The sequence below is a fragment of the Agrobacterium sp. M50-1 genome (assembly GCF_049843495.1).
Lineage (GTDB): Bacteria > Pseudomonadota > Alphaproteobacteria > Rhizobiales > Rhizobiaceae > Agrobacterium > Agrobacterium radiobacter.
Genome location: NZ_JBBHZH010000006.1, coordinates 356480 through 380956, shown reverse-complemented (window position 1 = coordinate 380956; position 24477 = coordinate 356480). Strand labels below are relative to the sequence as shown.

The following is a 24477-nucleotide window of genomic DNA, read 5'->3' as shown; positions in this document are numbered from 1 at the left end:
AAGGGGAAGGACAGTCTTTATGTCTCGACTGGCCCTGCTCCAGGAAACATGCAATAGGAACGGACGAGAGTTTCAGAAGACTTGGGGCGTCTCACGTCCCCTTATAAAGCCAAGAATTGGAGAGCCCGTGCGCATTCTCGATGAAGCCGTCATTCCCGAGCTGCCGAATTATTACCGTGGAAAGGTGCGGGAAAACTACGATCTGCCTGACGGCAACCGTATCATCATATCCACCGACCGCCTCAGCGCCTTCGACCGTATTCTCACCTGCATACCTTATAAGGGACAGGTCCTGACCCAGACGGCCCGCTACTGGTTCGAAAAGACAAAGGACATCTGCCCCAATCACGTGGTCAGCTATCCTGACCCAAATGTCGTCATCGGCAAAAGACTTGAGATATTACCGGTCGAGGTGGTGGTTCGCGGTTATCTGGCCGGCACGACAGGCACGTCCATCCTGACCCTTTATAAGAAGGGCGAGCGGCAGATGTACGGCATGAACCTTCCTGACGGGATGAAGGACAACCAGATTCTGCCCGAACCGGTGATCACGCCCACAAGCAAGGCCTTCGATGGCGGCCATGACGAGCCGCTGACACCGACCGAGATTGTGGAAAAGAAACTCCTGACGCAGGACCAATGGGACACGCTTTCCCGTTACGCGCTGGCGCTGTTCAAGCGTGGGCAGGAAATTGCCGCAAAACAGGGTCTCATTCTCGTCGACACGAAGTATGAATTCGGAACGGATGAAAACGGCACCATCATCCTGGCCGACGAGATCCACACACCGGATAGCAGCCGCTACTGGATGGCTGGCAGCTATGAGGAAAGTTTTCGCAACGGAACCCGGCCGGCGAGCTTCGACAAGGATTTCGTGAGAGCCTGGGTTGCCGAACGCTGCGACCCTTATAAGGACGACGTTCCCGAAATTCCGCAGGACCTCGTCTTGCAGACCTCGAAGGTCTATATTGATGCTTATGAGCGCATCACCGGACAGAGCTTCGTTCCCGACGATAGCGGCGAGACGCCGCTTGCAAGAGTACGCCGGAATCTGGAGCCGTTCTTCCCCGGAGTCTGACCGTGAGCAAAATGATCGAACAGGCGAGAAAGGGCGGCAGGAAGAATGACCGTCCTGTCAAGCGCCGGCCCCGCCGTTCCGCCGAGGAAACCCGGCGGGACATTCTCGCCAAAGCGGAAGAACTTTTCCGGGAGCGCGGTTTCAATGCGGTGGCGATTGCCGATATCGCCGCAGCGCTTGGCATGTCTCCCGCCAATGTCTTTAAGAATTTCAGCTCGAAGAACGCGCTCGTCGACGCCCTTGGCTTCGAACAGATCGGCGCTTTCGAACGGCAGATCTGTCCGCTCGACAAAAGCCATGCACCGCTTTCCAGATTGCGCCATCTCGCGCGCAACCTGATGGAGCAGCACCACCAGGATCTCAATAAGAATCCCTACGTCTTCGAAATGATCCTGATGACCGCCAAGCAGGACATGAAGTGCGGAGACTATTATAAATCCGTCATCGTGAAATTGCTGGCCGAAATCATTCAGGACGGCGTCGAGGCGGGAAGCTACACCGCCACCGATATTCCTCCCCTGGCGGAAACCGTGCTCCACGCGCTGACCAGCGTCATCCACCCCGTCCTCATTGCGCGGGAAGATATCGGCAATTTGGCAACACGTTGCGATCAACTCGTCGATTTAATCGACGCGGGATTGCGCAATCCGCTTGCTAAGTGACGATTCCCAATTTACGTCACCTTCTCGCAATTGCTTGCGAAGCGCAAAAGCCTGCGCTTCTATGCGCATGGCGGTCCGGACAAAATGAGCGAATCGGGTCCCTTCAAAGGCCTTCGCCTGTCGTGTCTGTTTCCGGACGCGCATCCGCCGAGCGACATTGCGCTTATAGTTGAATGCGATTGATACGCAGGGAAGAACAATGAGCCGACGTATTTTACCCCTATTTGCTTCTCTGTGTGTAACCGCGCTTCTGGCGGGCTGCAGCGATGGCGGCGAGAGCAGCCAGACAGCCGGCCAGACTGCAGAGCGTCCGCCGTCTCCGGTCAGCGTCATCCTGATGAAGACCAGCGAATATCCTCTGACCACCGTCCTGCCCGGCCGCGCCAGCGCGTTCCAGACAGCCGAAATCCGGCCGCGCGTCACCGGCATCATCCGCGAAATTCCCTTCAAGGAAGGCAGCGAAGTCAAGCAGGGCGACGTTCTCTACCAGATCGAGGACAATACATATCTGGCGGAAGTGGCGCAGGCCAAGGCCAACGTGGCGAAGGCGGAAGCAAGCATTCCGAGCGCCGAGGCGAACCTTGCCCGTTACGAACGCCTGGTCAACAGCGGTGCGACGCAGATTGAATATGAAAACGCCAAGGTGACGCTGCTGCAGGCGCAAGCCGACGTGGCACAGACAAAGGCAGCGCTGGAAACGGCCGAGATCAATCTCGATCTCACCAAGGTCCGCGCCCCCTTCGACGGCATTACCAGCGCGACCGCCTTCAGCATCGGCAACGTGGTGACGGCGAACCAGACGACGGCGCTGACAACGCTGCGCCGCATCGATCCGATCTACATCGACCTGATGGAATCCAGCATCAATCTCCTGCGTCTGAAAAAGGCGATCTCATCGGGCCAGCTTGGCGGCGACACGAAGGAGACCGGCATTCACCTGACGCTGGAAGACGGCACCGAATACAAGCATGACGGCAAGATCGATATGTCGGACATGGCGGTGAGCGAAACGACGGGCACCTTCTCCATCCGCGCCCTCTTCGACAACCCTGACGATCTTCTGCTTCCCGGCACCTATGTTCGCGCCACGCTGACGATCGGCAAAGAAAAAGGCTTCCGCATTCCGCAGCGCGCAGCGAGCCGGAACGCCAATGGCGAACTGACCGCAAAATTCGTGACCGCGGAAAACAAGGTGGAAACCCGCACCTTCCCGTCCAGCCAGCAGTCGGGCAACGCCTGGCTGGTGACGGAAAATGTCAAGGATGGCGACAAGCTCATCGTCGACGGTTTCCAGTGGATTGCCGAAGGCGCAACGGTTGCGCCAGTTGAAGTGACCATTGACGATCGCGGTATCGTCGTTCTGCCGCAGCAAGCTCCGCCTGCCGCCGCCCCCTCGAAATAAGCATGAGCACGAAACCCTTGGTCGAAGCTCGTAAAAGGTAAGGCAGGACTGCCATGGCCCATTTCTTCATCAGGCGCCCCGTGTTTGCATGGGTTATCGCCATCGTCATCATGCTGGGCGGTGCCCTTGCGATCTGGACGCTTTCCATTTCGCAATATCCAGATATTGCGCCGACAACGGTGCGTGTCAGTGCGACCTACAACGGCGCCAGCGCCGAAACCGTCGAGAAATCGGTGACGACCATCATCGAGGACGGCATGACCGGCCTTGACGACCTCACCTATATGACGTCGTCTTCCTCGACCGGCAGCGCCGAAGTGACGCTGACCTTCGGCAACAGCATCCTGCCAGACATCGCGCAGGTTCAGGTGCAGAACAAGCTGCAGCTCGTCCAGTCGCAATTGCCCGATACCGTGCAGCAGCGGGGTATCCAGGTCAGCCGTTCGACATCGAGCATCCTGATGGTTGGTGCGCTGATCTCGTCCGACGGCAAGCGCAACTCGGCCGATCTCGGCGACGTGTTCTCCTCGCGTGTCGAAGACCAGATCAAGCGCCTCGAAGGCGTGGGCAGCATCAACGTGTTCGGCTCCGAATATGCGATGCGTATCTGGCTGGATCCGTTCAAGCTCAACAAATACCAGCTGACCACTGCCGATGTCACCAGCGCCATCGAAAGCCAGAATACCCAGGTTTCGGTCGGCTCGCTCGGCGCCGTGCCCGCGGTCAAGGGCCAGCAGCTCAATGTGACGGTGACGGCGCAGAGCCAGCTCACCACGGTTGCCGATTTCGAATCGGTCATCCTGAAAGTCGAAAAGGATGGCGCCACCGTTCGCCTCAGCGACGTCGCGCGCATCGAAATCGGCCAGGAAACCTATGGCGGCGATTCCCGATCCAACGGCCGTCCGTCCGCCGGTTTCGCAGTCAATCTTGCCACGGGTGCAAACGCGCTCGACACGGCAGCGCGCGTGAAAGCTGCCCTGACAAATGTCGAGGGTTCGCTGCCCGAGGGCGTTTCGATTGAATACCCCTATGACACGACGCCGTTTGTGAAGCTGTCGATCGAGAAAGTGGTGCATACGCTGATCGAGGCGATCATCCTCGTCTTCGTCGTGCTTCTGGTGTTCCTGCAGAATCTGAGAGCCACCTTCATTCCGATGATCGCCGTTCCGGTCGTGCTTCTCGGCACCTTCGGCGTTCTCGCGCTCACCGGGTATTCCATCAATACGCTCACCATGTTCGCCATGGTTCTCGCCATCGGCCTTCTCGTCGACGACGCCATCGTCGTTGTCGAAAACGTCGAGCGCATCATGTCGGAAGAGGGCTTGTCACCGGTCGAGGCGACCGAAAAGTCGATGGGCGAAATCACCGGTGCGATCATCGGCATCGCGCTCGTGCTCACCGCCGTGTTCATTCCGATGGCTTTCTTCGGCGGATCGACGGGCATCATCTACCGCCAGTTCTCGATCACCATTGTTTCGGCCATGCTGCTTTCGGCCGTTGTCGCGATCGTGCTGACGCCGGCGCTTTGCGCCACCATGCTGAAGCCGATCGACCACCACAAGAAGCAGCGTGGACCGGGCGCGTGGTTCAACCGCGGCTTCGGCAAGACGACGGACGGCTACGTTTCCTCCATCGGTTATCTGCTGAAACGGCCCCTGCGCGTGATGATCATCTTCGCGATCGTGATCGGCGGCTGCGCCTGGTTCTTTTCAAAGCTGCCAAGTTCGTTCCTGCCGCAGGAAGACCAGGGCGTGCTGCTGACGATCATCCAGACACCGACCGGTTCGAATATCGAGCGAACCAACGAGGTGGTGAAGCAGGTCGAAAACTACTTCCGCGAAAAGGAAGCCAACAACGTCGAATCTGTTTTCGGCGTGCTCGGCTTCAGCTTCAGCGGTTCGGGCCAGAACAACGCTATCGTCTTCACCAAGCTCAAGGATTTCGCCGAGAGAACCGCACCCGATCAGCATGCCGGCGCCATCGTGCAGCGTGCGATGGGCACCTTCTTCGGCTTCCGCGATGCGCAGGTGTTCCCGCTTCTGCCGCCGGCCATTCAGGGCATGGGCACATCGAGCGGTTTCTCGATGTATCTCGTGGATAGCGGCCGCAACGGCACCGAGGCATTGACCGCGACGTCCAAGGAGCTGATCGCGCTGGCGACCAGCAATCCGAAGATCAGCTCGCTTCGAAGCGACAGCCAGGACAATGAAACGCAGATGAAGATCGTTCTCGATCAGGAAAAGATGGGAGCCATGGGGGTCGATCTCTCCTCCGTGAACCTCATGCTGTCGACGATCTTTGCCGGCCGGGATGTCAATGACTTCACTCTAAACGGCGAACTGAAGCCTGTTTATGTCCAGGGTGACGCGCCCTACCGCATGCAGCCGGACGACCTGAAGTTCTGGTATGCCCGCAATACCAGCGGCGAGATGGTGCCTTTCTCTTCCTTCAGCGAGGTGAAATGGATCAATGCACCGCCGTCTCTCGCCCGCTTTAACGGCACAGGCGCGATCTCGCTGGAAGGCACCGCCGGCGCAGGCGTTGCATCCGGTGATGCGATGGACGAGATGGAACGCCTGACGGCAAGCATGCCGGGCGGTTACACGGTGGCATGGCAGGGCATCTCCTATCAGGAACGTCTTTCCGGTTCACAGGCGCCCATGCTGTACGCGCTGTCGGTTCTCATCGTGTTCCTTTGCCTTGCCGCCCTCTATGAAAGCTGGTCGATCCCGTTCTCGGTCATCCTGGCCGTTCCGGTGGGCGTCCTTGGCGCCTTGACCGCGGCCCATTTCTTCGGCCAGACGAACGACGTCTACTTCAAGGTGGGCCTGCTGACGACCATCGGCCTCGCCGCGAAAAACGCGATCCTGATCGTCGAATTCGCCAAGGAGAGGCAGGAGCACGGGTTAAGTCTGGTGGAAGCGGCACTGGAGGCAGCGAAGCTGCGCCTGCGTCCGATCATCATGACATCGCTCGCCTTCATCCTGGGTGTCGTGCCTCTTGCGATCGCAACCGGAGCGGGTTCCGCCGCGCAAAATGCAATCGGTATCGGGGTGCTGGGTGGTATGCTTTCTGCAACACTCCTCGGAATTTTCTTCGTTCCGTCCTTTTTCGTCATCATTCGTCGCCTTTCAAGGCGTTAACAAAACAAAAATGGGCTGTGCCAACCGTTAATACGCTGCTAGAAATGTTGCCGATTTGGCAAATGCACGTTTCTACGGCATATCGATCGCGCAGCCCATTTGTCAGCAAGCCGCGCTCGGTAAGCCAACCAGAGAATTGGGAAAATTACATGCTGTCTATTCGCGCTACCCTTCCCCTGACAATGCTGCTGCTCTCAGGCTGTGTTGTTGGACCCGACCACAAGACGCCGGAAATCCAATTGCCGGGAAAGTTTGCGGAAGCCGGAAAAACCAGTAATGGCGACATCAGCAGCGTTGCATGGTGGACGGCCTTCAACGACAGCCGCCTGAACGGTTACGTTTCCACCGGCCTTGCGCAGAACCTCACCGTGATGCAGGCCATCGAGCGCATCAATCAGGCGCAGGCCCAGGTGATCGTGGACGGCGCCGGCGGCCTGCCGAGCCTGACGGGCAGCGGCAGCCACACGACCAGCGAGACCAAGGGCAGCTACCGTGACGTTCCCGTCACCAACGTGTCCAACGGCAGCCTCAGCGTTTCCTGGTTCCTCGACCTCTTCGGTCGCTATCGTCGGGCAACGGAAAGCGCCAATGCGTCGCTTGATGCCGCTTACTCCACCGTCGACGTTCAGCGCCTGACGCTGATTTCGTCCGTCGCCGCGGCCTATATTGACGTGCGCTATTATCAGGAGCGCCTGGCGATTGCCCGCCAGAACCTGGGCTCACGCCGCGAAACGCTCGATCTGACCAAGCTTCAGCTCGAAGCGGGTGCGGCGTCGCGTCTCGATGTCGTCCAGTCCGAAGGTCTGGTCAATTCCACGCTGTCGCAGATACCCGGCCTCGAAACCAGCTTCCGCAAGGCAGCCCACCGCATCGCGACCCTACTCGGCATGCCGGCCTCGTCGCTCATCGCCGAGCTGCAGAAGGGCGCACGCCAGCCTGTTGCGCGCGCAGTTCCCCGCACCGGCATCCCGGCCGACCTTATCCGCAACCGTCCGGACATCCGTGTCGCCGAGCGCAATCTCGCCGCTGCGGTCGCCACGATCGGTGTAACCGAGGCGCAGCTTTATCCAAGCATCGAGCTTGGTGGAGCGATCACGCCGAGCTACAATTTCCTGAGTGGCGGCGGCAGGGGAACTGCCAATAGCTGGTCCTTCGGTCCGAGCCTCACGCTCCCGATCCTCGACGGTGGCAGACTCCGCGCCAATGTCGACATCGCCAACTCACAGGCACGCGAACAATATCTCGTCTGGAAGGCGACCGTTCTCAATGCGGTGGAAGAAGTCGAAAACGCCCTGGCCGCCATCAATCGCGACCAGCGTACCGTTGACGCGCTGAGAAAGACCGTCGCCTCCTACCAGGAAGCGCTGCAGCTCTCCACCGCCAGCTATCGTGATGGTGCTTCGTCTCTGCTCGATGTTCTGGATGCCCAGCGCTCGGTATCGGATGCACAGGCAAACCTTGCCACGGCGATCCAGACGACCGCGCAGGATTATGTCTCGCTCAACGTGGCTCTCGGTGGCGGTTATGCCGTTGGCCAGCCTGCCCCGAAGAAGTCCGCCGGCCCGACCGTGGCCGCCGCGAAGGGCATGTAAGCACGGCCCAAAATAGCAAACAAAAAGCCCGCATCTTTCGATGCGGGCTTTTTGTTATTCAAGGCACAAAAAAGCACCGGTCACCCGGTGCTTTTTTTCAGCCCGCCATCAGGCTCAGTTCTTGGCGCGCTCGACGTAGGAATTGTCTTCCGTCGCGATGACCACGCGAATGCCGGCATCGATATGCGGCGGCACCATGGTGCGGATGCCGTTGGAAAGGATTGCCGGCTTGTAGGAGGAAGAAGCCGTCTGGCCCTTCACGACCGGTTCGGTCTCCGTGATCTCAAGCGTGACGTGACGCGGCAGTTCAACGGCCAGCGGATTGCCTTCATGAATGGAAAGAATGCAGGTCATGCCTTCCTGCAGATAGGCCTTCTGATCGCCCATCGTCTCGGCATCGACCACGACCTGGTCGTAGTTCTCAGGGTTCATGAAGTGGAAGCCTTCGCCGTCTTCATAAAGGAACTGGAAGTTCAGGTCTTCAACGAAAGCGCGCTCGACCTGCTCGGTGGTGCGCCAGCGCTCGGAGACCTTCACGCCGTCAACGATGCGGCGCATGTCCACCTGCGTGACCGGCGTGCCCTTGCCGGGGTGAAAGTTCTGCGCGGTAAGAACGACGTAAAGCTTGCCGTCCACGTCGAGAACATTGCCCTTGCGGACGGATGAGGCGATAACCTTGACCATATGACTTCCTTGTAACTCGATGAAATGCGTCGTAAAGGACTGCGCGGCAGCACCGGCCCCGGCAGACATTTTGTCTTTTTTCTGGGGCGCAACTACCTTAAATCCGCACGAATTGCCAGCCTTCTACAGCAATTCTCGGAAGAGTGCCTAGCGGTTTTCCGCCCGGAATAGCTTTAAATGACGCGATCAGGCGTTTTGCGGATCATTTATCCGCAATTGAGCGCCGCAGAGAAGACGGAAAAGAACTGAGAATGCGCGCAAGCAACGAGACAATGTCGCCATGGTGGACGCCTGACGTCCACGCGGACCGCCGCGCGTTTCTCATTGGGCGCAACGCGATCCAGTCGGCCTTTCGCGGCTATTTCGCCCGCGCCGATTTTCTTGAGGTCGATACCGCGACATTGCAGATCTCCCCCGGCAACGAGGCGCATCTGCATGCTTTCGCCACGCAAGGCCTGACGCCGGCCGGCGACGCCGCGCCGCTTTATCTGCACACCTCGCCCGAATTTGCCTGCAAGAAGCTGCTCGCTGCCGGTGAAAAACGCATCACCTGTTTTGCCCATGTTTACAGAAACCGGGAAAGAGGCCCCCTGCACCATCCGGAATTCACCATGCTGGAATGGTATCGGGTCGGCGAAACCTATGAGAGCCTTATGAAGGACAGCGCCAATCTTCTGGCGCTGGCAGCTGAAACCGCAAAGACGAAGAATTTCACCTATCGCGGCCGCAGCGTCGATCCGTTTCTCGAACCGGAGCGGGTAAGCGTCGCCGAAGCCTTCGAGCGATATGCTGATGTGGACCTCTTAGCCACCATCAGCCGAAACGGCGAAACCGACAGCCGCCATCTTGCCGCGAGCCTCACCAATGCTGGCATTCGTGTGGCCGATGACGACACCTGGGCGGATATGTTCAGCCGTGTCATCGTGGAGCGGGTGGAACCGGAACTGGGTTTCGGTAGAGCGACCATTCTTGACGAATATCCGACCTGCGAAGCAGCCCTTGCCCGCAAGTCCCCCGGGGACGCGCGGGTGGCGGAGCGTTTCGAACTTTATGCCTGCGGCGTTGAACTTGCCAATGCCTTTGGCGAATTGACCGACGCGATCGAGCAGAGACGGCGTTTCGAAATGGAAATGGCCGAGAAGCAGCGCATTTACGGCGAAACCTATCCGCTGGACGAGGATTTTCTGGCCGCACTCGCCATCATGCCGCCGGCAAGCGGCATAGCACTCGGTTTCGATCGGCTGGTAATGCTGGCGACCGGCGCCCCCCGTATCGATCTCGTCATGTGGGCCCCAGTCGCGGAATATGGACGATGACAGGGCTTGAGACCATCAAGACACCCGAAGCGCTTCTCGAAGCGGGGCTGATTGAAGCCGAAGCGCTGGAGAACCTGCGCGCGGTGACGCAGCGTTACGCGCTCGCCATCACGCCATCGATTGCCGGGCTGATCGACAACCGCGACCCGCAGGATCCCATTGCCCGGCAATTCGTGCCGGATGCGGCCGAACTCCTGCACCTTGCCGAAGAACGCGACGACCCGATTGGCGACGACGCACACAGCCCCGTCCACGGCATCGTTCACCGTTACCCCGACCGGGTTCTTTTAAAGGCAGTGCACGTCTGCCCCGTCTATTGCCGCTTCTGTTTCCGCCGGGAAATGGTCGGACCGCAGGGCAATGGCATGATGAGCCCGGCCGAGCTTGACGCCGCATTCGACTATATAAATGCGAACCCCGCCATCTGGGAGGTCATCCTGACCGGTGGCGATCCGCTGGTGCTTTCCCCCCGTCGCCTGTCTGACCTGATGACGCGCCTGAAAAACATACCGCATGTGAAGATCGCCCGGTTCCATACCCGCGTGCCGGTGGTCGATCCCGACCGTATCGACGCAGCACTGATTGATGCGCTGAAGGCCAGCGGCAAAACCACCTATGTGGCCCTGCACGCCAATCATGCCCGGGAACTCAGCGAAGCCGCAAGGCACGCCTCGGCACGCCTGATCGATGCCGGCATCGCGATGGTCAGCCAGACGGTTCTTCTAAAAGGCGTCAATGACGACCCGGCAATTCTTGCCGAGTTGATGCGCGCCTTTGTCGAGACCCGTATCAAGCCCTATTATCTGCATCATCCCGATCTTGCGCCCGGCACCAGCCATTTCCGGCTGACGATCGACGAGGGCCAGCGAATCGTTTCGGCGTTACGCGGAAATGTCTCCGGGCTTTGCCAGCCGACCTATGTTCTCGACATTCCCGGCGGTCACGGCAAGGCCGCTATCGGCCGAAATGCGGCCGAAAAGACCCGCGATGGCTGTTATTCCGTTTCCGATTTCAACGGAAACGATCATATTTACCCACCACCCGCCACCGGCGACAATTAAAAAAAACATAAAAAGCCCGCTGCGCCGGGCTTTTCGCGGCGGCCTCGAACGAAAACAAAAATTTCACAATTCCGCCCCTCTCCTGTCATCATAAAGAAAAATATTCTACCTATAACAATCAGCATTGATTTTAGTGCTGGTCTGGATTATCAGTGTGGAACTGGAGAACGAGTCTCCTGATTCTGGGCCAACGCCAATACAGGGAGTGTGTCATGTCAAAACATATCAACATTAACGCAATCCTTGGTCTTGAGTCCTGGAATGCTGGATTTAAATCCACGTGTTCCCGCTGCTGTCGAATGTGACCTGACGGTCTCAATTTCCTGAAAATCAGTTCGACAACATGCTGTGTTTATTAGCCACAGCGGGAGTATATCTATGCAGAAGCAAGTCATTGAATTCGCTGGCGAACCCGTCGGCATCGTCATCCCGGATAACGACCGGTTGAAGTTCATCGCGGTGAAGTTCCACGTTCACGATCTGGACGAACAGAAGTTCGACAGCGCCGACGACGTGCGGATTGCCATCCGCGATCTCGTGCGCAACCGGAATCTGGCCGCGGTCGCCTGATGCGGGAAAACTTTCGCACGCTCACACAACCCTCAAAACCAGAGCGCGCCAAATATCAGCCCCCCAAAACGCGGGCCGATGGCGCGCTTTTCCTTTGCCTGACAGCCCGCCAGCCTGCAGTCGCGCTGGCCATGCATTGCGCATCAGAGCGCTCTGCGCGGAACTGAAGTCCAAAAATCCGGATTCGAACGGAATGCCGGACGCCAGGCGCAATACCTCTTAAAGCCGCACCTCAATTCATCCCTGTACGCATCACAGGAACCCAGCCGGCCGCAAGTCTTTGGACCGAAAAGGCTCTTCCTGCCATGCGCGCGCACCTCCACCCTATTGCGGGCAGCAGGCGTTTGAGGCCGGATGGACGGCGATCTTCAAAAGTCTTCAGAATGCGGTAAACGTCAGCGTCGTCAGCGAGCGCACGATTCCCGGAATATTGACAATGTTCTGGTTGATGAACTTGCCGATATCTTCTTCCTGCGGCAGGTAGACTTTCAGCAGCAGATCATATTCACCGCTGGTGGAATAAAGCTCGGAAACCAGTTCCGTTTTGTAGATGGCATCGGCGACATCATAGGTCTTGCCGGGCTCACATTGAAGCTGAACAAAAATGGGCTTCACGGACATCTCCCGTATTTGAACTTTCGGTGCATGGCTGCTCGCGCCACGCGTCATGGCGCACTATTGGCTGAGCTGCGTCCGTCTTGCAAGGCCGGTTACCGGATTACGCCGAAAACTGGCCCGGCCTGCCGTTCGTCCCAATTGCGGCCTCGGAAACGATCCACCGCCGAAAACTCTCAAGCGGTGCATAACCGGCGCGATCCGGCATGCAGGCGAGATAATAGGCTTCCTCGCTCTCCACTTCACCCGCGACAGCCGCGACCAGGCGACCGCTTCGCAACTCTTCCTCGATCATGAAAGACGGAATGAGCGACGCCCCCACACCGGCGCTCGCCGCCTCGGCAATCGTCGTGAACTGATCAAAAAGCATGCCATGCACATTGTCGAAACGAACCTCGTGGCTGCGAAACCATTGCTCCCAGGCATCCGGCCGGGTCGTCATGTGCAGCAACGGCACCTGCAACAGATCCTCCGGCTTCGAAAGTCCGTGTCGCTCCTTGAAGGCCGGGCTGCAGACCGGAATGACCTTTTCATGCATCAGGAAAACCAGCTCGGTGCCCGGCCAATGCGGCAATCCGAAATGGATCGCCGCATCAACAGTGTCCGTGCGGAAATCGAACAGCGATGATCGCGTCAGAAGATTGACCGAAACGCCCGGGTGTCTGGCAATGAAATCGGGAAGCCGCGGCACCAGCCAGCGCGTGCCGAAGCTCGGCAGAATCCCGAGATTGAGCGTGCCGCCATCGGGATTGGCGCGCAGGTTGAGCGAGGCCGTCGATATGCGCCGCAAGGCCTCGCGGATTTCCCTTGCATACCCCTCCCCGGCCCTTGTCAGCCGTATCGTCTGCCGCTCGCGCAGGAATAACGCCACGCCAAGCTGCTCTTCAAGCGCCAGAATTTGGCGGCTGACCGCACCCTGCGTCAACCCCAGTTCCCTTGCGGCAGCGGTAACGCTGCCCGTGCGCGAGGCGGCTTCGAAAGCCGCCAGCAGCGAAAGTGACGGCAGAAAACGGCGCGGCGGCAGAACCATATTTTCTCACGGAATGAACTCTTGACGATATGTCGATATTCAACAGGCAAGACCGCTTGTAAAGTCTCATAAACAAGGGCTTGTCACTCATACGAAAAACAAATGAACTGGCCCGGAACATGGTGGAACGATGTATAACGACCCCCGCTCGCACGGTCTCTGGGAAAAGACCGCGCCGCAACCGCCCGTAACGCCCACCCTGCAGGGCGCGTCAGTTGCCGATGTCGTCGTCGTCGGAGGTGGCTTCACCGGACAATCCGCCGCCCTTCATCTTGCCGAATGTGGTGTGGATGTCGTTCTTCTCGAAGCAAGGGAAATCGGCTTCGGCGGCGCCGGCCGCAATGTTGGTCTCATCAATGGCGGCATGTGGGTCATGCCGAAAGAACTGCCCGGTGTGCTGGGTTCGACTTACGGCGAACGGCTTCTCGATCTTCTAGGCAATGCGCCCCTCCTCGTTCGCGAGCTGGTGGAGAAACACGCAATTCCCTGCGAGATCGAAAAAAACGGCACGCTGCATTGCGCCGTCGGAGAAAAGGGGCTCGCCGAAATCCGCGAGCGCTGCGAACAATGGGCTGCGAGAGGCGCCCCCGTCCGCATTCTTGATGCCGAGGAGACAGCGAGACGCACCGGCAGCACGGCCTATTCCGGTGCGCTTCTGGATACACGCGCTGGGACGATACAGCCGCTCGCTTATGTTCGAGGCCTTGCCGCAGCCGCCCGGAAAGCGGGTGCACGTCTGCACACCGAAAGCCCGGTGGTAGCGACCGAACGCAGCAACGGAAAATGGGGGGTGAAGACGCCGCAAGGGTCTGTAACCGCCAACTGGATCGTTGTGGCCACCGAAGCCTACAGCACCGGACCGTGGCAGATCGTTCGCGATGAGCAGATCTACCTGCCCTATTTCAACTTCGCGACCAGACCGCTCGGCGACAACCTGCAAAAGAGCATCCTGCCCGGCCGCGAGGGCTGCTGGGATACGAAGGAAATTCTCTCCTCCTTCCGCATGGACAAAGCGGGCCGGCTGGTCTTTGGCAGTGTCGGTGCGCTACGCGGCACCGGCGCCGCCATTCATCGTGCCTGGGCAAAACGATCGCTGAAGCGGCTTTTCCCGCAGCTTGGAGACACGGAATTCGGATGTGAATGGTATGGCCAGATCGGCATGACGGACAATGCCGTTCCACGGTTTCACAAATTTGCGGAGAACGTCGTCGGCTTCTCGGGCTATAACGGCCGCGGCATTGCGCCGGGTACGGCCTTCGGCAAGGTAATCGCGCAGCATATTCTCGGTGAGATTGCTGAAGCCGAATTGCCCCTGCCTGTGACGGAGCCGAAAGCGCAGGCTTTCCGGGCGGTGAAGGAAGCCTATTACGAGGCAGGCGCACAGATCGCCCATTTCGCCGGCGAGCGTTTTTGATCGGACTTTCAGTGCACGACACGAACGTTGGGGCCGATGCCCCAATACGACGTTTGCCGTTTTCGGGTGCGCTCACCGTCCCTCATCCCTATGCTTCTCAGCAGGATTCAGCCAGCCCGCCAAGGGCTTTTTTCCACCCCAGCGATATATCCTTGAAAATATAATGATTGCCCTATAGGCCTATCGATATATTCATAGGAATATCTCGAACCGGGGGTAACACATCATGAGACTTTTGCGTCGCAGCTTTTTCAAAACCATTGCCGCAGCCACATCCTTCTGGATGGCGGCCTCCTTTGCGGCCGTTCCGGCCCATGCCGCCGAAAAAGTCACGGTGTTTGCCGCGGCGAGCATGAAAAACGCCCTCGACGCCATCAACGCCGAATGGGCGAAGGACAGCGGTAACGAGGCAACCGTTTCTTATGCCGCAAGCTCCGCCCTCGCCAAGCAGATCGAGCAGGGCGCACCGGCGGATATCTTCATTTCCGCCGACCTTGCATGGATGGACTATGTTGCCGAAAAGAAGCTGATCAACGCTGACAGCCGGTCCAATCTCCTCGGCAACCGCATCGTTCTCGTCGCTCCCGCAGACAAGGCAAAGCCGGTCGAAATCAAGCAGGACTTCGATCTTGCCGCTCTGGTGGGCGATGGTCGTCTGGCGATGGGCGCGGTTGATTCCGTACCAGCGGGCAAATACGGCAAGGCCGCTCTGGAAAAACTCGGCGTCTGGTCGTCTGTCGAACAAAAGGTCGCCGGCGCGGAAAGCGTGCGTGCCGCACTGCTGCTCGTCTCGCGCGGCGAAGCCCCCTATGGCATCGTCTACCAGACCGACGCCGCCGCCGATCCCGGCGTGAAGATCGTCGGCACCTTCCCGGAAGACAGCCATCCGCCGATCATCTATCCCGTCGCCGTTCTCGCGGAGGCAAAATCGCCGGCAGCAAAAGCCTATCTGGATTTCCTGAAATCCGAAAAGGCGACGCCTTTCTTCGAAAAGCAAGGCTTTACCGTTTTGAAATAAACTGCCTTTCGTGAGCCCAGCATATTGGCCGCGAGAGATGACGATTGCAGGATATGGCATTGCATTGGTGGACACTCAGCCCTGAAGAATGGACGGCAATCAGGCTCAGCCTGTGGGTGTCCTCCATCGCCATGCTCGCCAGCCTGCCCTTCGGCATTGCGGTTGCCGTGGCGCTGGCGCGCGGCCGCTTCTGGGGCAAATCGCTTCTTAACGGCATCGTCCATCTGCCGCTCATCCTGCCGCCCGTCGTCACCGGCTTTCTGCTGCTCGTCCTGTTCGGTCGCAGGGGCGCAATCGGGCAATTTCTCGATAGCTGGTTCGGCATCGTCTTTTCCTTCCGCTGGACCGGGGCGGCGCTCGCCTGCGCCGTCATGGCATTTCCGCTGATGGTGCGTTCCATCCGGCTCTCAATCGAAGCGGTCGACCGCAAGCTGGAGGAAGCGGCGGGCACATTGGGGGCAAGCCCGTTCTGGGTGTTCCTTACTGTCACGCTTCCCCTGACATTGCCCGGCATCATCGCCGGCATGATCCTGGCTTTCGCCAAGGCCATGGGCGAATTCGGCGCGACCATCACCTTCGTTTCCAATATTCCCGGTGAAACCCAGACACTCTCCGCCGCCATCTATACCTTCACCCAGGTTCCAGGCGGGGATGCCGGCGCATTGCGGCTGACCATAGTCTCGATCGTGATTTCCATGCTCGCCTTGCTCGTCTCGGAATTTCTGGCCCGCATCATCGGCAAACGGGTGAGCATGGAATGACGCTTTCGGTCACCACCCGCCATCGCCTCGGTTCCTTCGAACTCGATGCGTCATTCACCTCCGAAGGCGGTGTCACCGCGCTGTTCGGACGCTCCGGTTCCGGCAAGACCTCGATGATCCGTATCATCGCCGGCCTGCTGCGACCGGATGAGGGACAGGTTTTGCTGGACGGCGAAGTGCTGGCCGATAGCGAAAAGCGACTGTTCGTGCCGGCCCATAAACGCCGTTTCGGTTATGTCTTTCAGGAGGCGCGGCTTTTCCCGCATCTCAGCGTGGCGCAAAATCTGCACTACGGTAGCTGGTTCACCACAGACAAAACGAAGGCCGCGCAGGAAGACAATATCGTGGAGATGCTCGGCATCGGCCATCTCTTGCAGCGGCGTCCAAACAAACTCTCGGGCGGCGAAAAACAGCGCGTTGCCATCGGCCGCGCATTGCTTTCTTCCCCCAGACTGCTGCTGATGGACGAACCGCTCGCCTCGCTGGACGAGCAGCGGAAAGCCGAAATCATTCCTTATCTCGAACGGCTGCGCGACGAGACGAAAATCCCTGTTGTCTATGTCAGCCACTCTATTCAGGAAGTCGCCCGCCTCGCAGACCGCATCGTGGTGATGAAGGATGGCAAGGTGGAAGCGCAGGGAAAAGCAGCCGAGGTGCTGGCGAGACCGGATTTCAGCATGCATCTCGAACGGCGTGAGGCAGGCAGCATTCTTTCCGGGCACATTGAAAGCTTTGATGAGCGGCACGGACTTGCCGCCGTGCGGCTAAAGACCATGCTGCTCCATGTTCCGGCAAAAAGGGGAACATCCGGTAGCCCGGCGCGCGTGCTTATACCGGCGCGTGATGTGATGCTGGCAACCGTAAAACCCGAAGGCTTGAGCGCCCTCAACATTCTCGAGGGTCGTGTCGCAACCGTCTCGGCCAGTGAAGACGGCATGGTCACGGTTCAGGTGGATTGCGGCGGAGGTATCATCCAGTCGCGCATCACCGATCTGTCACGCGAGAGGCTGCAGCTAGAACCCGGAAAACCGGTGCATGCGATCATAAAGTCGGCGGCTCTTGATCCCTATTAGGGGCCGCATCGGGATTGCGATTGGCCTCCAGCCAGTCGATATCGGCGCGCAAAGCTTCGTTCATTCGCTTTTGCATGCCGCGATAGCGTTCCAGCAATTCGGCACCGAAAGCGGTCAATGCCGCACCACCGCCCTGTTTGCCGCCGCGCTGTGATTCAATAACCGGTTGCCGGAACATATGGTTCAGCGCATCCACCAGAAGCCATGCGCGACGATAGGACATGTCCATCGCCCGCCCGGCGGCAGAGATGGAGCCGGTCTCGACAATCCGCTCCATCAATTCGATCTTGCCGTGCCCCAATCGCTCTCCGGGCGGAAAATCGATACGAAGAACAGGTTTTAGTGGAGCGAGGGCCTCACTCATCGTTCAAAGGCTCCGTCCATGAAGATTGCGATAGGCCCTTTGCGCCCCATCCACCGGCAAGGCCGTCGCCTCATAGACGCCACGCGCCACCGCGCGCGCCATCACTATGGTGGCAAGATGACAAAGTTCGGCGAAATGAATGCCGCCCTCAAGCGGCTTTTCACCGGTTGAGGCCGCGAACATGGTGTCGCCGTCACTCGGCAGATGGGCGGGCAGAACGGCGCGCGCCAGCCCATCATGCGCCATGATGGAAAGGCGATGCGCCTGCGCCTTGGTGAGCACGGCATCCGTCACCACCGCACCGATGGTCGTTGCCGTGAGATTGACCCCCTTTAGGCGCAGCGCGGTATGATCCGGCTCGAAACGATCAGGAAAACCACAATCGCCATATTCACCCCGCACTTCGAAAGGCGCGGACCAGAAATGGCGGCTCGTTCCAACCGTTGCGGAGCCGAGCGCATTGACGGCAACGATGGCCGCCACTTTGTAATCGCCGGAACTGACGGCGCTTGCCGAACCGAGCCCGCCCTTGAAGGTGGCGGTCGTCGCACCCGTTCCAGCCCCGGCTGTTCCAAGCTCGAAAGGCGTCGCACGCGCCGCCTTGAAGGCTGCATATCCCATCTCGCGGTAGGGCGAATGCAGACCCCAATCCTTGTCGCCGCCATTCAGCAGATCCATCAGGATCGCCTGCGGCACGATGGGAACGCGGGTGGAACCCACCTGCAGGCCGCGTCCGATTTCGCGCAGCCCGGCCTGAACGCCGCCCGCCGCATCAAGCCCGAAGGCCGAACCACCTGACAGCACGAAGGCATCCACCGTTTCCACTGTCATCGCCGGGTCGAGCAGCCCGGTATCGCGCCCGCCCGGCGCACCACCCAAAACAGAACCGGAGGCAATGGCGGGCTTTTCGAAAACAATCGCAGTAACACCGGAGCCGAGGGAACGATCGGTGACATTGCCGACCGAAACGCCGCCTATGTCAGTCAGAAGATTGGTGAGTGCCGCCATGCCGTTTCCCTTTTCTCCCGGTATCCCGCCACCATCAGGCACTGTCAACGCAAAACGTGACGTCCCTGATGTCTACGACAAGCCGCAATCAGGAAAAAACAGCCGTACCGATGACCGGCGTCGAGGGAACGGCCATGTCCCTCGGCTCCAGCGGCCCGGAGAGATATGCCTGATGGCCGGCCTCTATGGCGCGGGCGAAAGCCTCCGCCATGCCGACCGGATCACCCGCGCCCGCAACCGCCGTGTTGAGCAGAACGGCATCGTAACCAAGCTCCATCACCGTGACCGCATGCGAAGGGCGGCCGATACCGGCGTCAACAATCATCGGCACATCCGAAAAACGCGCCCGCATGGATTTCAGCGCCGTTAGATTGAGCGGTCCCATGGCGCTGCCGATCGGCGCGCACCAGGGCATCAGTACCCTGCAACCCGCCTCCAGCAGCTTTTCGGCGACGACCAGATCATCGGTCGTATAAGGAAAGACCTCGAAACCATCGTCACAGAGAATTTTCGCCGCTTCGACAAGCGCAAAGACGTCGGGCTGCAACGTATCGTGATGGCCGATAACCTCCAGCTTGATCCAGTTGGTACGGAACACCTCGCGGGCCATCTTCGCCGTCAGCACCGCTTCCTTGACCGTATGGCACCCGGCCGTATTCGGCAGGATGTAGCGATCGAGCTCGCGGATAAGTTCGAAAAACTGACCGCCCTTCCTATTGCCGGCCGTCTCCCGGCGCAACGAAATCGTCAGAATATCCGTGCTGCTCGCCCGCACGGCATCAGCAAGCACGGCGGGGGATGGATACCGCGCGGTGCCAAGGAGAAGACGGGACGAGACCTCACGGCCATAAAGCGTCAGCATGTCTCAGCCTCCCTGCATCGGCGAGAGAATTTCGATACGGTCGAAGGCCTTCAGTTGATAATCAGCGCGCTCTTCCGAATGCACCAGATCGCCATTGACCGCCGTCGCCAGCCAATCGCCTTCGTATTCGAGGCTGACGAGCAAGCCTGCCAGCGTATCAGTGGCGAGATCAAGCTCGTCGCCATTGACAAGAAGTTTCATGATCCTGTTCCTTTTGTGGGAGAGTCTGGCAGACGATGTCAGCCGCCTGCCGCGCGATAGCCGGCGAGAGCAGAAAGCCATGCCGGTGCGCGCCGTTGATGAAAATGATCCGGCCGTCTTGCGTGACTTTGGGCAGATTGTCGGGATAGGCGGGGCGCACGCCCGTGCCGGTCTCGATGATTTCCGCTTCCGCGAAAGCCGGATGCACTGCATAGGCCGCATTCAGGAATTCCATCATCGAACGGACAGAAATGGCCCCGGCATCCTCGGTTTCGATCATCGTCGCACCCACCATGAAACGGCCGGGCTCGCGCGGCACGATGTAAAGCGGAATGCGCGGATGCAACAGCCGGACGGGACGGGACAAAGAAACTTCCGGCGTGGAGAGATAAAGCATCTCTCCACGCACGCCGCGAAGGTGGGCAATCTCTCCCACCGCAGCGGCGCCGGTGCAATCCACCACCCGGTCGAACGGTCGGTCATCCACCGGGATGCCCATGTGGAACCGCACACCCATGGTGCAAAGCCGCTCATGCAGCGATTTCAGTGCCAGGCGCGGATCGAGATGCCCCTCGCCCGGAAAATAAAGCCCGGAGCGAAACCGCCCGGCAAGATCAGGCTCCAGAGCGGCGATCTCTCCCTCGTCCGCCCAGCGATAGCCGCCGGTCCGCGATGCGAAACGCGAGAGCTCCGCTTTGTCGCGGGCGGGCGCGACAACCAGCGTGCCATGTCGGGCCACAAGGCCGGGGGTTGCCTCATCCCACCAGTCGAGCGCCGCCTGGCCGAGCGTCAGAACCGGCTCTTCCGCATTTTCACGCTCACACCAGGGCGCTAGCATTCCGCCCGCATACCAGGATGCGCCGCGAAAGGGTTCGGCATTGCACTCGCAAACCTCGACGGTAACGCCGTTCCGCGCCAGTTCGAAGGCCGCCGTCAGACCGGCGACCCCCGTTCCCTTGACCAGAACGCGCATGCTATTCGGCATCCGCAGGCGTCGCGAGCGGCATATAAAGTTCGCCGCCTTCCTTGAAGCGCGCGGCCATGGCCTCCAGCCCCTCCTTCTGCGCTTCGGCGCGGATATCGTGGGAAATCCGCATCGAGCAGAATTTCGGCCCGCACATGGAGCAGAAATGCGCAACCTTGTGCGCCTCCTTTGGCAGGGTCTCATCATGGAAGGAACGCGCCGTATCCGGATCGAGCGACAGGTTGAACTGGTCTTCCCAGCGGAACTCGAACCTTGCGCGCGACAGCGCATCGTCCCGCACCTGTGCGGCCGGATGGCCCTTGGCGAGGTCGGCGGCGTGCGCAGCGATCTTATAAGTGATGACGCCCACCTTCACATCGTTACGATCAGGCAGGCCGAGATGTTCCTTGGGCGTGACGTAGCAGAGCATGGCCGTGCCGAACCAGCCGATCATAGCAGCACCGATGCCCGAAGTGATATGGTCGTAACCAGGCGCAATATCGGTGGTGAGAGGTCCAAGCGTATAGAAGGGCGCCTCACCGCAGGTCTTCAGCTGCTTGTCCATATTCTCCTTGATCTTGTGCATCGGCACATGGCCGGGGCCTTCGATCATCACCTGGCAGTCCTTGGCCCAGGCGATCTGGGTCAGCTCGCCCAGCGTTTCCAGCTCCGCGAACTGCGCTGCGTCATTGGCGTCGGCGATCGAACCGGGCCGCAACCCGTCACCCAGCGAGAAGGAAACGTCATAGGCGCGGCAGATGTCGCAAATCTCGTCGAAATGCTCGTAGAGGAAGCTTTCCTTGTGGTGATGCAGACACCACTTCGCCATGATCGACCCGCCGCGCGACACGATGCCGGTGACGCGATTAACGGTGAGCGGAATGTAATGCAGCCGGACGCCGGCATGGATGGTGAAATAGTCCACGCCCTGTTCCGCCTGTTCGATCAGCGTATCGCGGAACACCTCCCAGTTGAGATCCTCGGCAATGCCGTTGACCTTCTCCAGCGCCTGATAAAGCGGCACCGTGCCGATCGGCACCGGCGAATTGCGGATGATCCATTCGCGGATATTGTGGATGTTGCGCCCCGTCGAAAGGTCCATGACGGTGTCGGCGCCCCAGCGGATCGCCCAGACCATCTTTTCCACCTCTTCCGCCATGGAGGAGGTGACGGCGGAATTGCCGATATTGGCGTTGATCTTCACCAGAAAATTGCGGCCGATGATCATCGGTTCAAGTTCCGGATGGTTGATGTTGGCGGGAATGATGGCACGGCCCGACGCCACTTCCTGACGGACGAATTCCGCCGTGACGTAATCAGGGATATGAGCGCCGAAACTCTCGCCGTCGCGCGTGAGTTTCTCCTTCGCTGCCTCGCGCCCGAGATTTTCGCGAATGGCGATGAATTCCATTTCCGGCGTGATGATACCTGCCCGCGCATAGGCAAGCTGCGTCACGGCTTTACCTGTCGTGGCTCTGAGCGGCTGGTGGCGCACGGAAAATTCGGGCGTCAGCCGTTCGCCGGTGGCAAAGCCGTTATCCTCCGGCTTGACGTGCCGGCCTTCATAAGCCTCAACATCGCCGCGCGCCGCGACCCACTCGTGACGCAGGCGAGGCAGACCCTTTTCAATCAGAACGGCATGTGAGGGGTCGGTATAGGGACCGGAGGAATCATAGACCGTCACCGGCGGTTCGCCCGCCGTCGGATGGACGGCGATCTCGCGCATCGGCACGCGGATATGCGGATGTAAAATGCCTGATTTGTGGATTTTCGTCGAAGCGGCATGCGGTCCGGTGGTGACGACAAGCGGGATATTCTTGGCAGCGATATTCATCTTGAGGCTCCAAAGTTTGACAGTGGAGACCCAGTTCGAGCCGGAATGATGGAAAATACCGAAGTGCCGAAACACGACGTCATGCGCCCGTCCGACATCAGGTCTTTGCACCGTCCCTACGCCAGTATGAACTGGATCAGGTTCAACGGGTCACTGCGCATGAAAGCAGAATCTCAGCCCCTTGACGGGACACCCCTGGTGAATGCCCCCAGCAAAAAACACCATCAGGCATTTGTCAAGGCCGACGATCCATGCTTGGCAAAGGTGCGGGAATGGCGCATGCTGCCGTTAGTTGCAATTAACCTAACGGTTTAGGCGAATATTATCGTTTGCAACGTAACGATAAGCACAAACCATCCTGATGTGAAATTCATGGGAGATACGTCGGAATGAATGCGACTATACGCGAAATACTGGCCAAATTCGGCCAGCTTCCAACCCCCGTCGATACGATTGCAGATGAAGCCGATCTTTACGCGGCGGGCCTTTCTTCCTTTGCATCGGTGCAATTGATGCTCGGCATCGAAGAAGCATTCGATATCGAATTCCCGGACAATCTGCTGAACCGCAAGTCGTTTGCCAGCATCAAGGCCATTGAAGACACCGTTAAGCTCATTCTGGATGGTAAAGAGGCAGCCTGATGAACGTCACCGTAGCGCCGCAGGATGAAACGCTGTCCGCGCGCGCGGGCCGTGTCGCGGCAATTGCCGCCAAACATGCAGATGAGGTGGATGTCACCGGCCGCTTCCCGCAGGAAGCCGTTGATGCGCTCAGGCAGGAACGTCTGCTCGGCATTCAGGTCCCCGCTTCGCTTGGCGGCGAAGGTGCTTCCCTGCAGGAAATCGCCGATATCTGCGCCCGGCTCGGCCAGGCCTGTTCCGCAACCGCGATGATTTTCGCCATGCACCACATCAAGCTGTCCAGCCTTGTGGAACATGGCGAGGCGAGCGCATGGCATGCGGACTTCATGCGCCGCGTCGCGGCGGAACAGCTGCTGCTCGGCTCGGCCACCACCGAAGGCGGCATCGGCGGCAATCTGCGCAATTCCATCTGTGCGATCGAGGTCGAAGGCGGTTTCTGCCGGCTGGAAAAGGACGCCACCGTCATTTCCTATGGCAGCAATGCCGATGCGATCCTCATCACCTCGCGCACCCATAAGGATGCCGCGCCCGCCGATCAGGTGATGACGGTCTTTCTGAAAAACCAGTACACGCTTGAGAAGACTCATATCTGGGATACGCTCGGCATGCGCGGCACCTGTTCGGATGGTTTCCTGTTTCGCGGCGAAGCGCCGGCGGCGCAGATCTTCCCGAAGCCTTTTGCGGAAATCGCAGCGCAATCCATGCTTGCAAGCTCGCATCTACTCTGGAGCGCCGTCTGGTATGGCATCGCGTCCGACGCCGTGCTGCGCGCCCAGTCTTTCGTCAGAGCCGCAGCGCGCAAGTCGCCCGGCACGGCTCCTCCCGGCGCGATCCGCCTTGCGGAGGTTTCCACCAAGCTGCAGGTGGTGAAATCCAACATCATCGCCGGCATCAAGGCTTACGAGGATACCAAGAGCGATCCGGAAAAACTGATGTCGATGGCCTTTGCCGTCGCCATGAACAATGTGAAAATCTGCTCTTCGGAAACCATTCTTGAAATCATCGATCACGCCATGCTGGTCTGCGGCATCATGGGCTACAAGAACGGCACGCCCTACAGCCTCGGCCGGCACCTGCGCGACGCGCATTCCGCCCGTCTGATGATTTCCAACGACCGCATTCTCGGCAATTCCGCCAATCTCCTGCTGGTTCACAAGCAGGACACCAGCCTCTTGGGATAAGAC

Annotated in this window: 23 protein-coding genes and 1 riboswitch; of the genes, 14 read left to right on the top strand and 9 right to left on the bottom strand. The window is 59.3% G+C overall.

The window, feature by feature from the left end; genetic code table 11:
* Positions 1-127: 127 nt before the first annotated feature.
* From WDZ78_RS16850 to WDZ78_RS16830, 5 genes are all read left to right on the top strand, one after another.
* Positions 128-1078 (top strand): phosphoribosylaminoimidazolesuccinocarboxamide synthase, encoded by a 951-nt coding sequence (locus tag WDZ78_RS16850; RefSeq protein ID WP_425673655.1) that lies wholly within the window; start codon positions 128-130, stop codon positions 1076-1078.
* Positions 1079-1080: 2 nt separating this feature from the next.
* Positions 1081-1740 (top strand): TetR family transcriptional regulator, encoded by a 660-nt coding sequence (locus tag WDZ78_RS16845; protein ID WP_425673654.1) that lies wholly within the window; start codon positions 1081-1083, stop codon positions 1738-1740.
* Between the two features lie 199 nt (positions 1741-1939).
* Positions 1940-3142, top strand: a complete 1203-nt coding sequence (locus tag WDZ78_RS16840) for an efflux RND transporter periplasmic adaptor subunit (RefSeq protein ID WP_425673653.1) — start codon at positions 1940-1942, stop codon at positions 3140-3142.
* A gap of 53 nt (positions 3143-3195) precedes the next feature.
* Positions 3196-6285, top strand: a complete 3090-nt coding sequence (locus tag WDZ78_RS16835) for an efflux RND transporter permease subunit (RefSeq protein WP_020010951.1) — start codon at positions 3196-3198, stop codon at positions 6283-6285.
* A 149-nt stretch (positions 6286-6434) separates the two neighbouring features.
* A complete protein-coding gene (locus WDZ78_RS16830; RefSeq protein ID WP_035241130.1) occupies positions 6435-7877 on the top strand; it encodes an efflux transporter outer membrane subunit in 1443 nt (480 codons plus the stop codon).
* Positions 7878-7991: 114 nt separating this feature from the next.
* Here WDZ78_RS16830 and efp read toward each other — a convergent pair whose 3' ends face one another.
* Positions 7992-8561, bottom strand: a complete 570-nt coding sequence (gene efp, locus WDZ78_RS16825) for an elongation factor P (RefSeq protein WP_003504809.1) — start codon at positions 8559-8561, stop codon at positions 7992-7994.
* A gap of 251 nt (positions 8562-8812) precedes the next feature.
* Here efp and epmA point away from each other — a divergent pair, with 251 nt between their 5' ends.
* From epmA to WDZ78_RS16810, 3 genes are all read left to right on the top strand, one after another.
* Entirely contained in the window at positions 8813-9877 is a 1065-nt protein-coding gene (gene epmA, locus WDZ78_RS16820; RefSeq protein ID WP_425673652.1) for an EF-P lysine aminoacylase EpmA, read from the top strand.
* Positions 9874-10938: a lysine-2,3-aminomutase-like protein gene (locus tag WDZ78_RS16815; protein ID WP_425673651.1), complete on the top strand. Its 1065-nt coding sequence runs from the start codon at positions 9874-9876 to the stop codon at positions 10936-10938. The genes epmA and WDZ78_RS16815 overlap by 4 nt, the downstream gene beginning before the upstream one ends.
* A 378-nt stretch (positions 10939-11316) precedes the next feature.
* On the top strand, positions 11317-11508 hold the full coding sequence (locus WDZ78_RS16810; RefSeq protein ID WP_003492264.1) for a hypothetical protein: 192 nt from the start codon (positions 11317-11319) through the stop codon (positions 11506-11508).
* A gap of 378 nt (positions 11509-11886) precedes the next feature.
* Here WDZ78_RS16810 and WDZ78_RS16805 read toward each other — a convergent pair whose 3' ends face one another.
* Complete coding sequence (locus WDZ78_RS16805) at positions 11887-12123, bottom strand: Lrp/AsnC ligand binding domain-containing protein (RefSeq protein WP_003504815.1); 237 nt, start codon at positions 12121-12123, stop codon at positions 11887-11889.
* Between the two features lie 103 nt (positions 12124-12226).
* Positions 12227-13153 (bottom strand): LysR family transcriptional regulator, encoded by a 927-nt coding sequence (locus tag WDZ78_RS16800; protein ID WP_425673650.1) that lies wholly within the window; start codon positions 13151-13153, stop codon positions 12227-12229.
* 130 nt (positions 13154-13283) lie between these two features.
* Between WDZ78_RS16800 and WDZ78_RS16795 the strand changes: the two genes are divergently transcribed.
* The 4 genes from WDZ78_RS16795 to modC all read left to right on the top strand — a co-directional run bounded on the left by WDZ78_RS16795 (position 13284) and on the right by modC (position 17419).
* The gene (locus tag WDZ78_RS16795) at positions 13284-14567 is read left to right on the top strand and encodes an NAD(P)/FAD-dependent oxidoreductase (RefSeq protein WP_425673649.1); all 1284 of its coding nucleotides are present in this window, start codon (positions 13284-13286) and stop codon (positions 14565-14567) included.
* 226 nt (positions 14568-14793) lie between these two features.
* Positions 14794-15585: a molybdate ABC transporter substrate-binding protein gene (modA, locus tag WDZ78_RS16790; RefSeq protein ID WP_425673648.1), complete on the top strand. Its 792-nt coding sequence runs from the start codon at positions 14794-14796 to the stop codon at positions 15583-15585.
* A 53-nt stretch (positions 15586-15638) separates the two neighbouring features.
* Positions 15639-16346, top strand: a complete 708-nt coding sequence (gene modB, locus WDZ78_RS16785) for a molybdate ABC transporter permease subunit (RefSeq protein WP_425673647.1) — start codon at positions 15639-15641, stop codon at positions 16344-16346.
* Positions 16343-17419, top strand: coding sequence for a molybdenum ABC transporter ATP-binding protein (gene modC / locus WDZ78_RS16780; protein ID WP_425673646.1), 1077 nt, complete (start codon positions 16343-16345; stop codon positions 17417-17419). Before modB ends, modC begins: the two co-directional genes overlap by 4 nt.
* On the opposite strand, the gene WDZ78_RS16775 is transcribed toward modC, so the two are convergent.
* The 6 genes from WDZ78_RS16775 to thiC all read right to left on the bottom strand — a co-directional run bounded on the left by WDZ78_RS16775 (position 17388) and on the right by thiC (position 22652).
* On the bottom strand, positions 17388-17783 hold the full coding sequence (locus WDZ78_RS16775; RefSeq protein WP_425673645.1) for a winged helix-turn-helix domain-containing protein: 396 nt from the start codon (positions 17781-17783) through the stop codon (positions 17388-17390). The genes modC and WDZ78_RS16775 overlap by 32 nt on opposite strands.
* A 3-nt stretch (positions 17784-17786) precedes the next feature.
* A complete protein-coding gene (locus tag WDZ78_RS16770; protein WP_425673644.1) occupies positions 17787-18791 on the bottom strand; it encodes a P1 family peptidase in 1005 nt (334 codons plus the stop codon).
* Positions 18792-18879: 88 nt separating this feature from the next.
* Positions 18880-19653 (bottom strand): thiazole synthase, encoded by a 774-nt coding sequence (locus WDZ78_RS16765; protein ID WP_425673643.1) that lies wholly within the window; start codon positions 19651-19653, stop codon positions 18880-18882.
* Positions 19654-19656: 3 nt separating this feature from the next.
* A complete protein-coding gene (gene thiS / locus WDZ78_RS16760; protein WP_020010937.1) occupies positions 19657-19854 on the bottom strand; it encodes a sulfur carrier protein ThiS in 198 nt (65 codons plus the stop codon).
* Positions 19823-20827 (bottom strand): glycine oxidase ThiO, encoded by a 1005-nt coding sequence (thiO, locus tag WDZ78_RS16755; RefSeq protein WP_425673642.1) that lies wholly within the window; start codon positions 20825-20827, stop codon positions 19823-19825. Before thiO ends, thiS begins: the two co-directional genes overlap by 32 nt.
* A gap of 1 nt (position 20828) precedes the next feature.
* Complete coding sequence (gene thiC / locus WDZ78_RS16750; protein ID WP_425673641.1) at positions 20829-22652, bottom strand: phosphomethylpyrimidine synthase ThiC; 1824 nt, start codon at positions 22650-22652, stop codon at positions 20829-20831.
* Positions 22653-22747: 95 nt separating this feature from the next.
* Positions 22748-22859: riboswitch (TPP riboswitch) on the bottom strand.
* 182 nt (positions 22860-23041) lie between these two features.
* Here thiC and WDZ78_RS16745 point away from each other — a divergent pair.
* Both WDZ78_RS16745 and WDZ78_RS16740 read left to right on the top strand, forming a co-directional pair.
* Entirely contained in the window at positions 23042-23293 is a 252-nt protein-coding gene (locus WDZ78_RS16745; protein WP_003504852.1) for an acyl carrier protein, read from the top strand.
* A complete protein-coding gene (locus tag WDZ78_RS16740) occupies positions 23293-24474 on the top strand; it encodes an acyl-CoA dehydrogenase family protein (protein WP_425673640.1) in 1182 nt (393 codons plus the stop codon). The genes WDZ78_RS16745 and WDZ78_RS16740 overlap by 1 nt, the downstream gene beginning before the upstream one ends.
* Positions 24475-24477 lie beyond the last annotated feature (3 nt).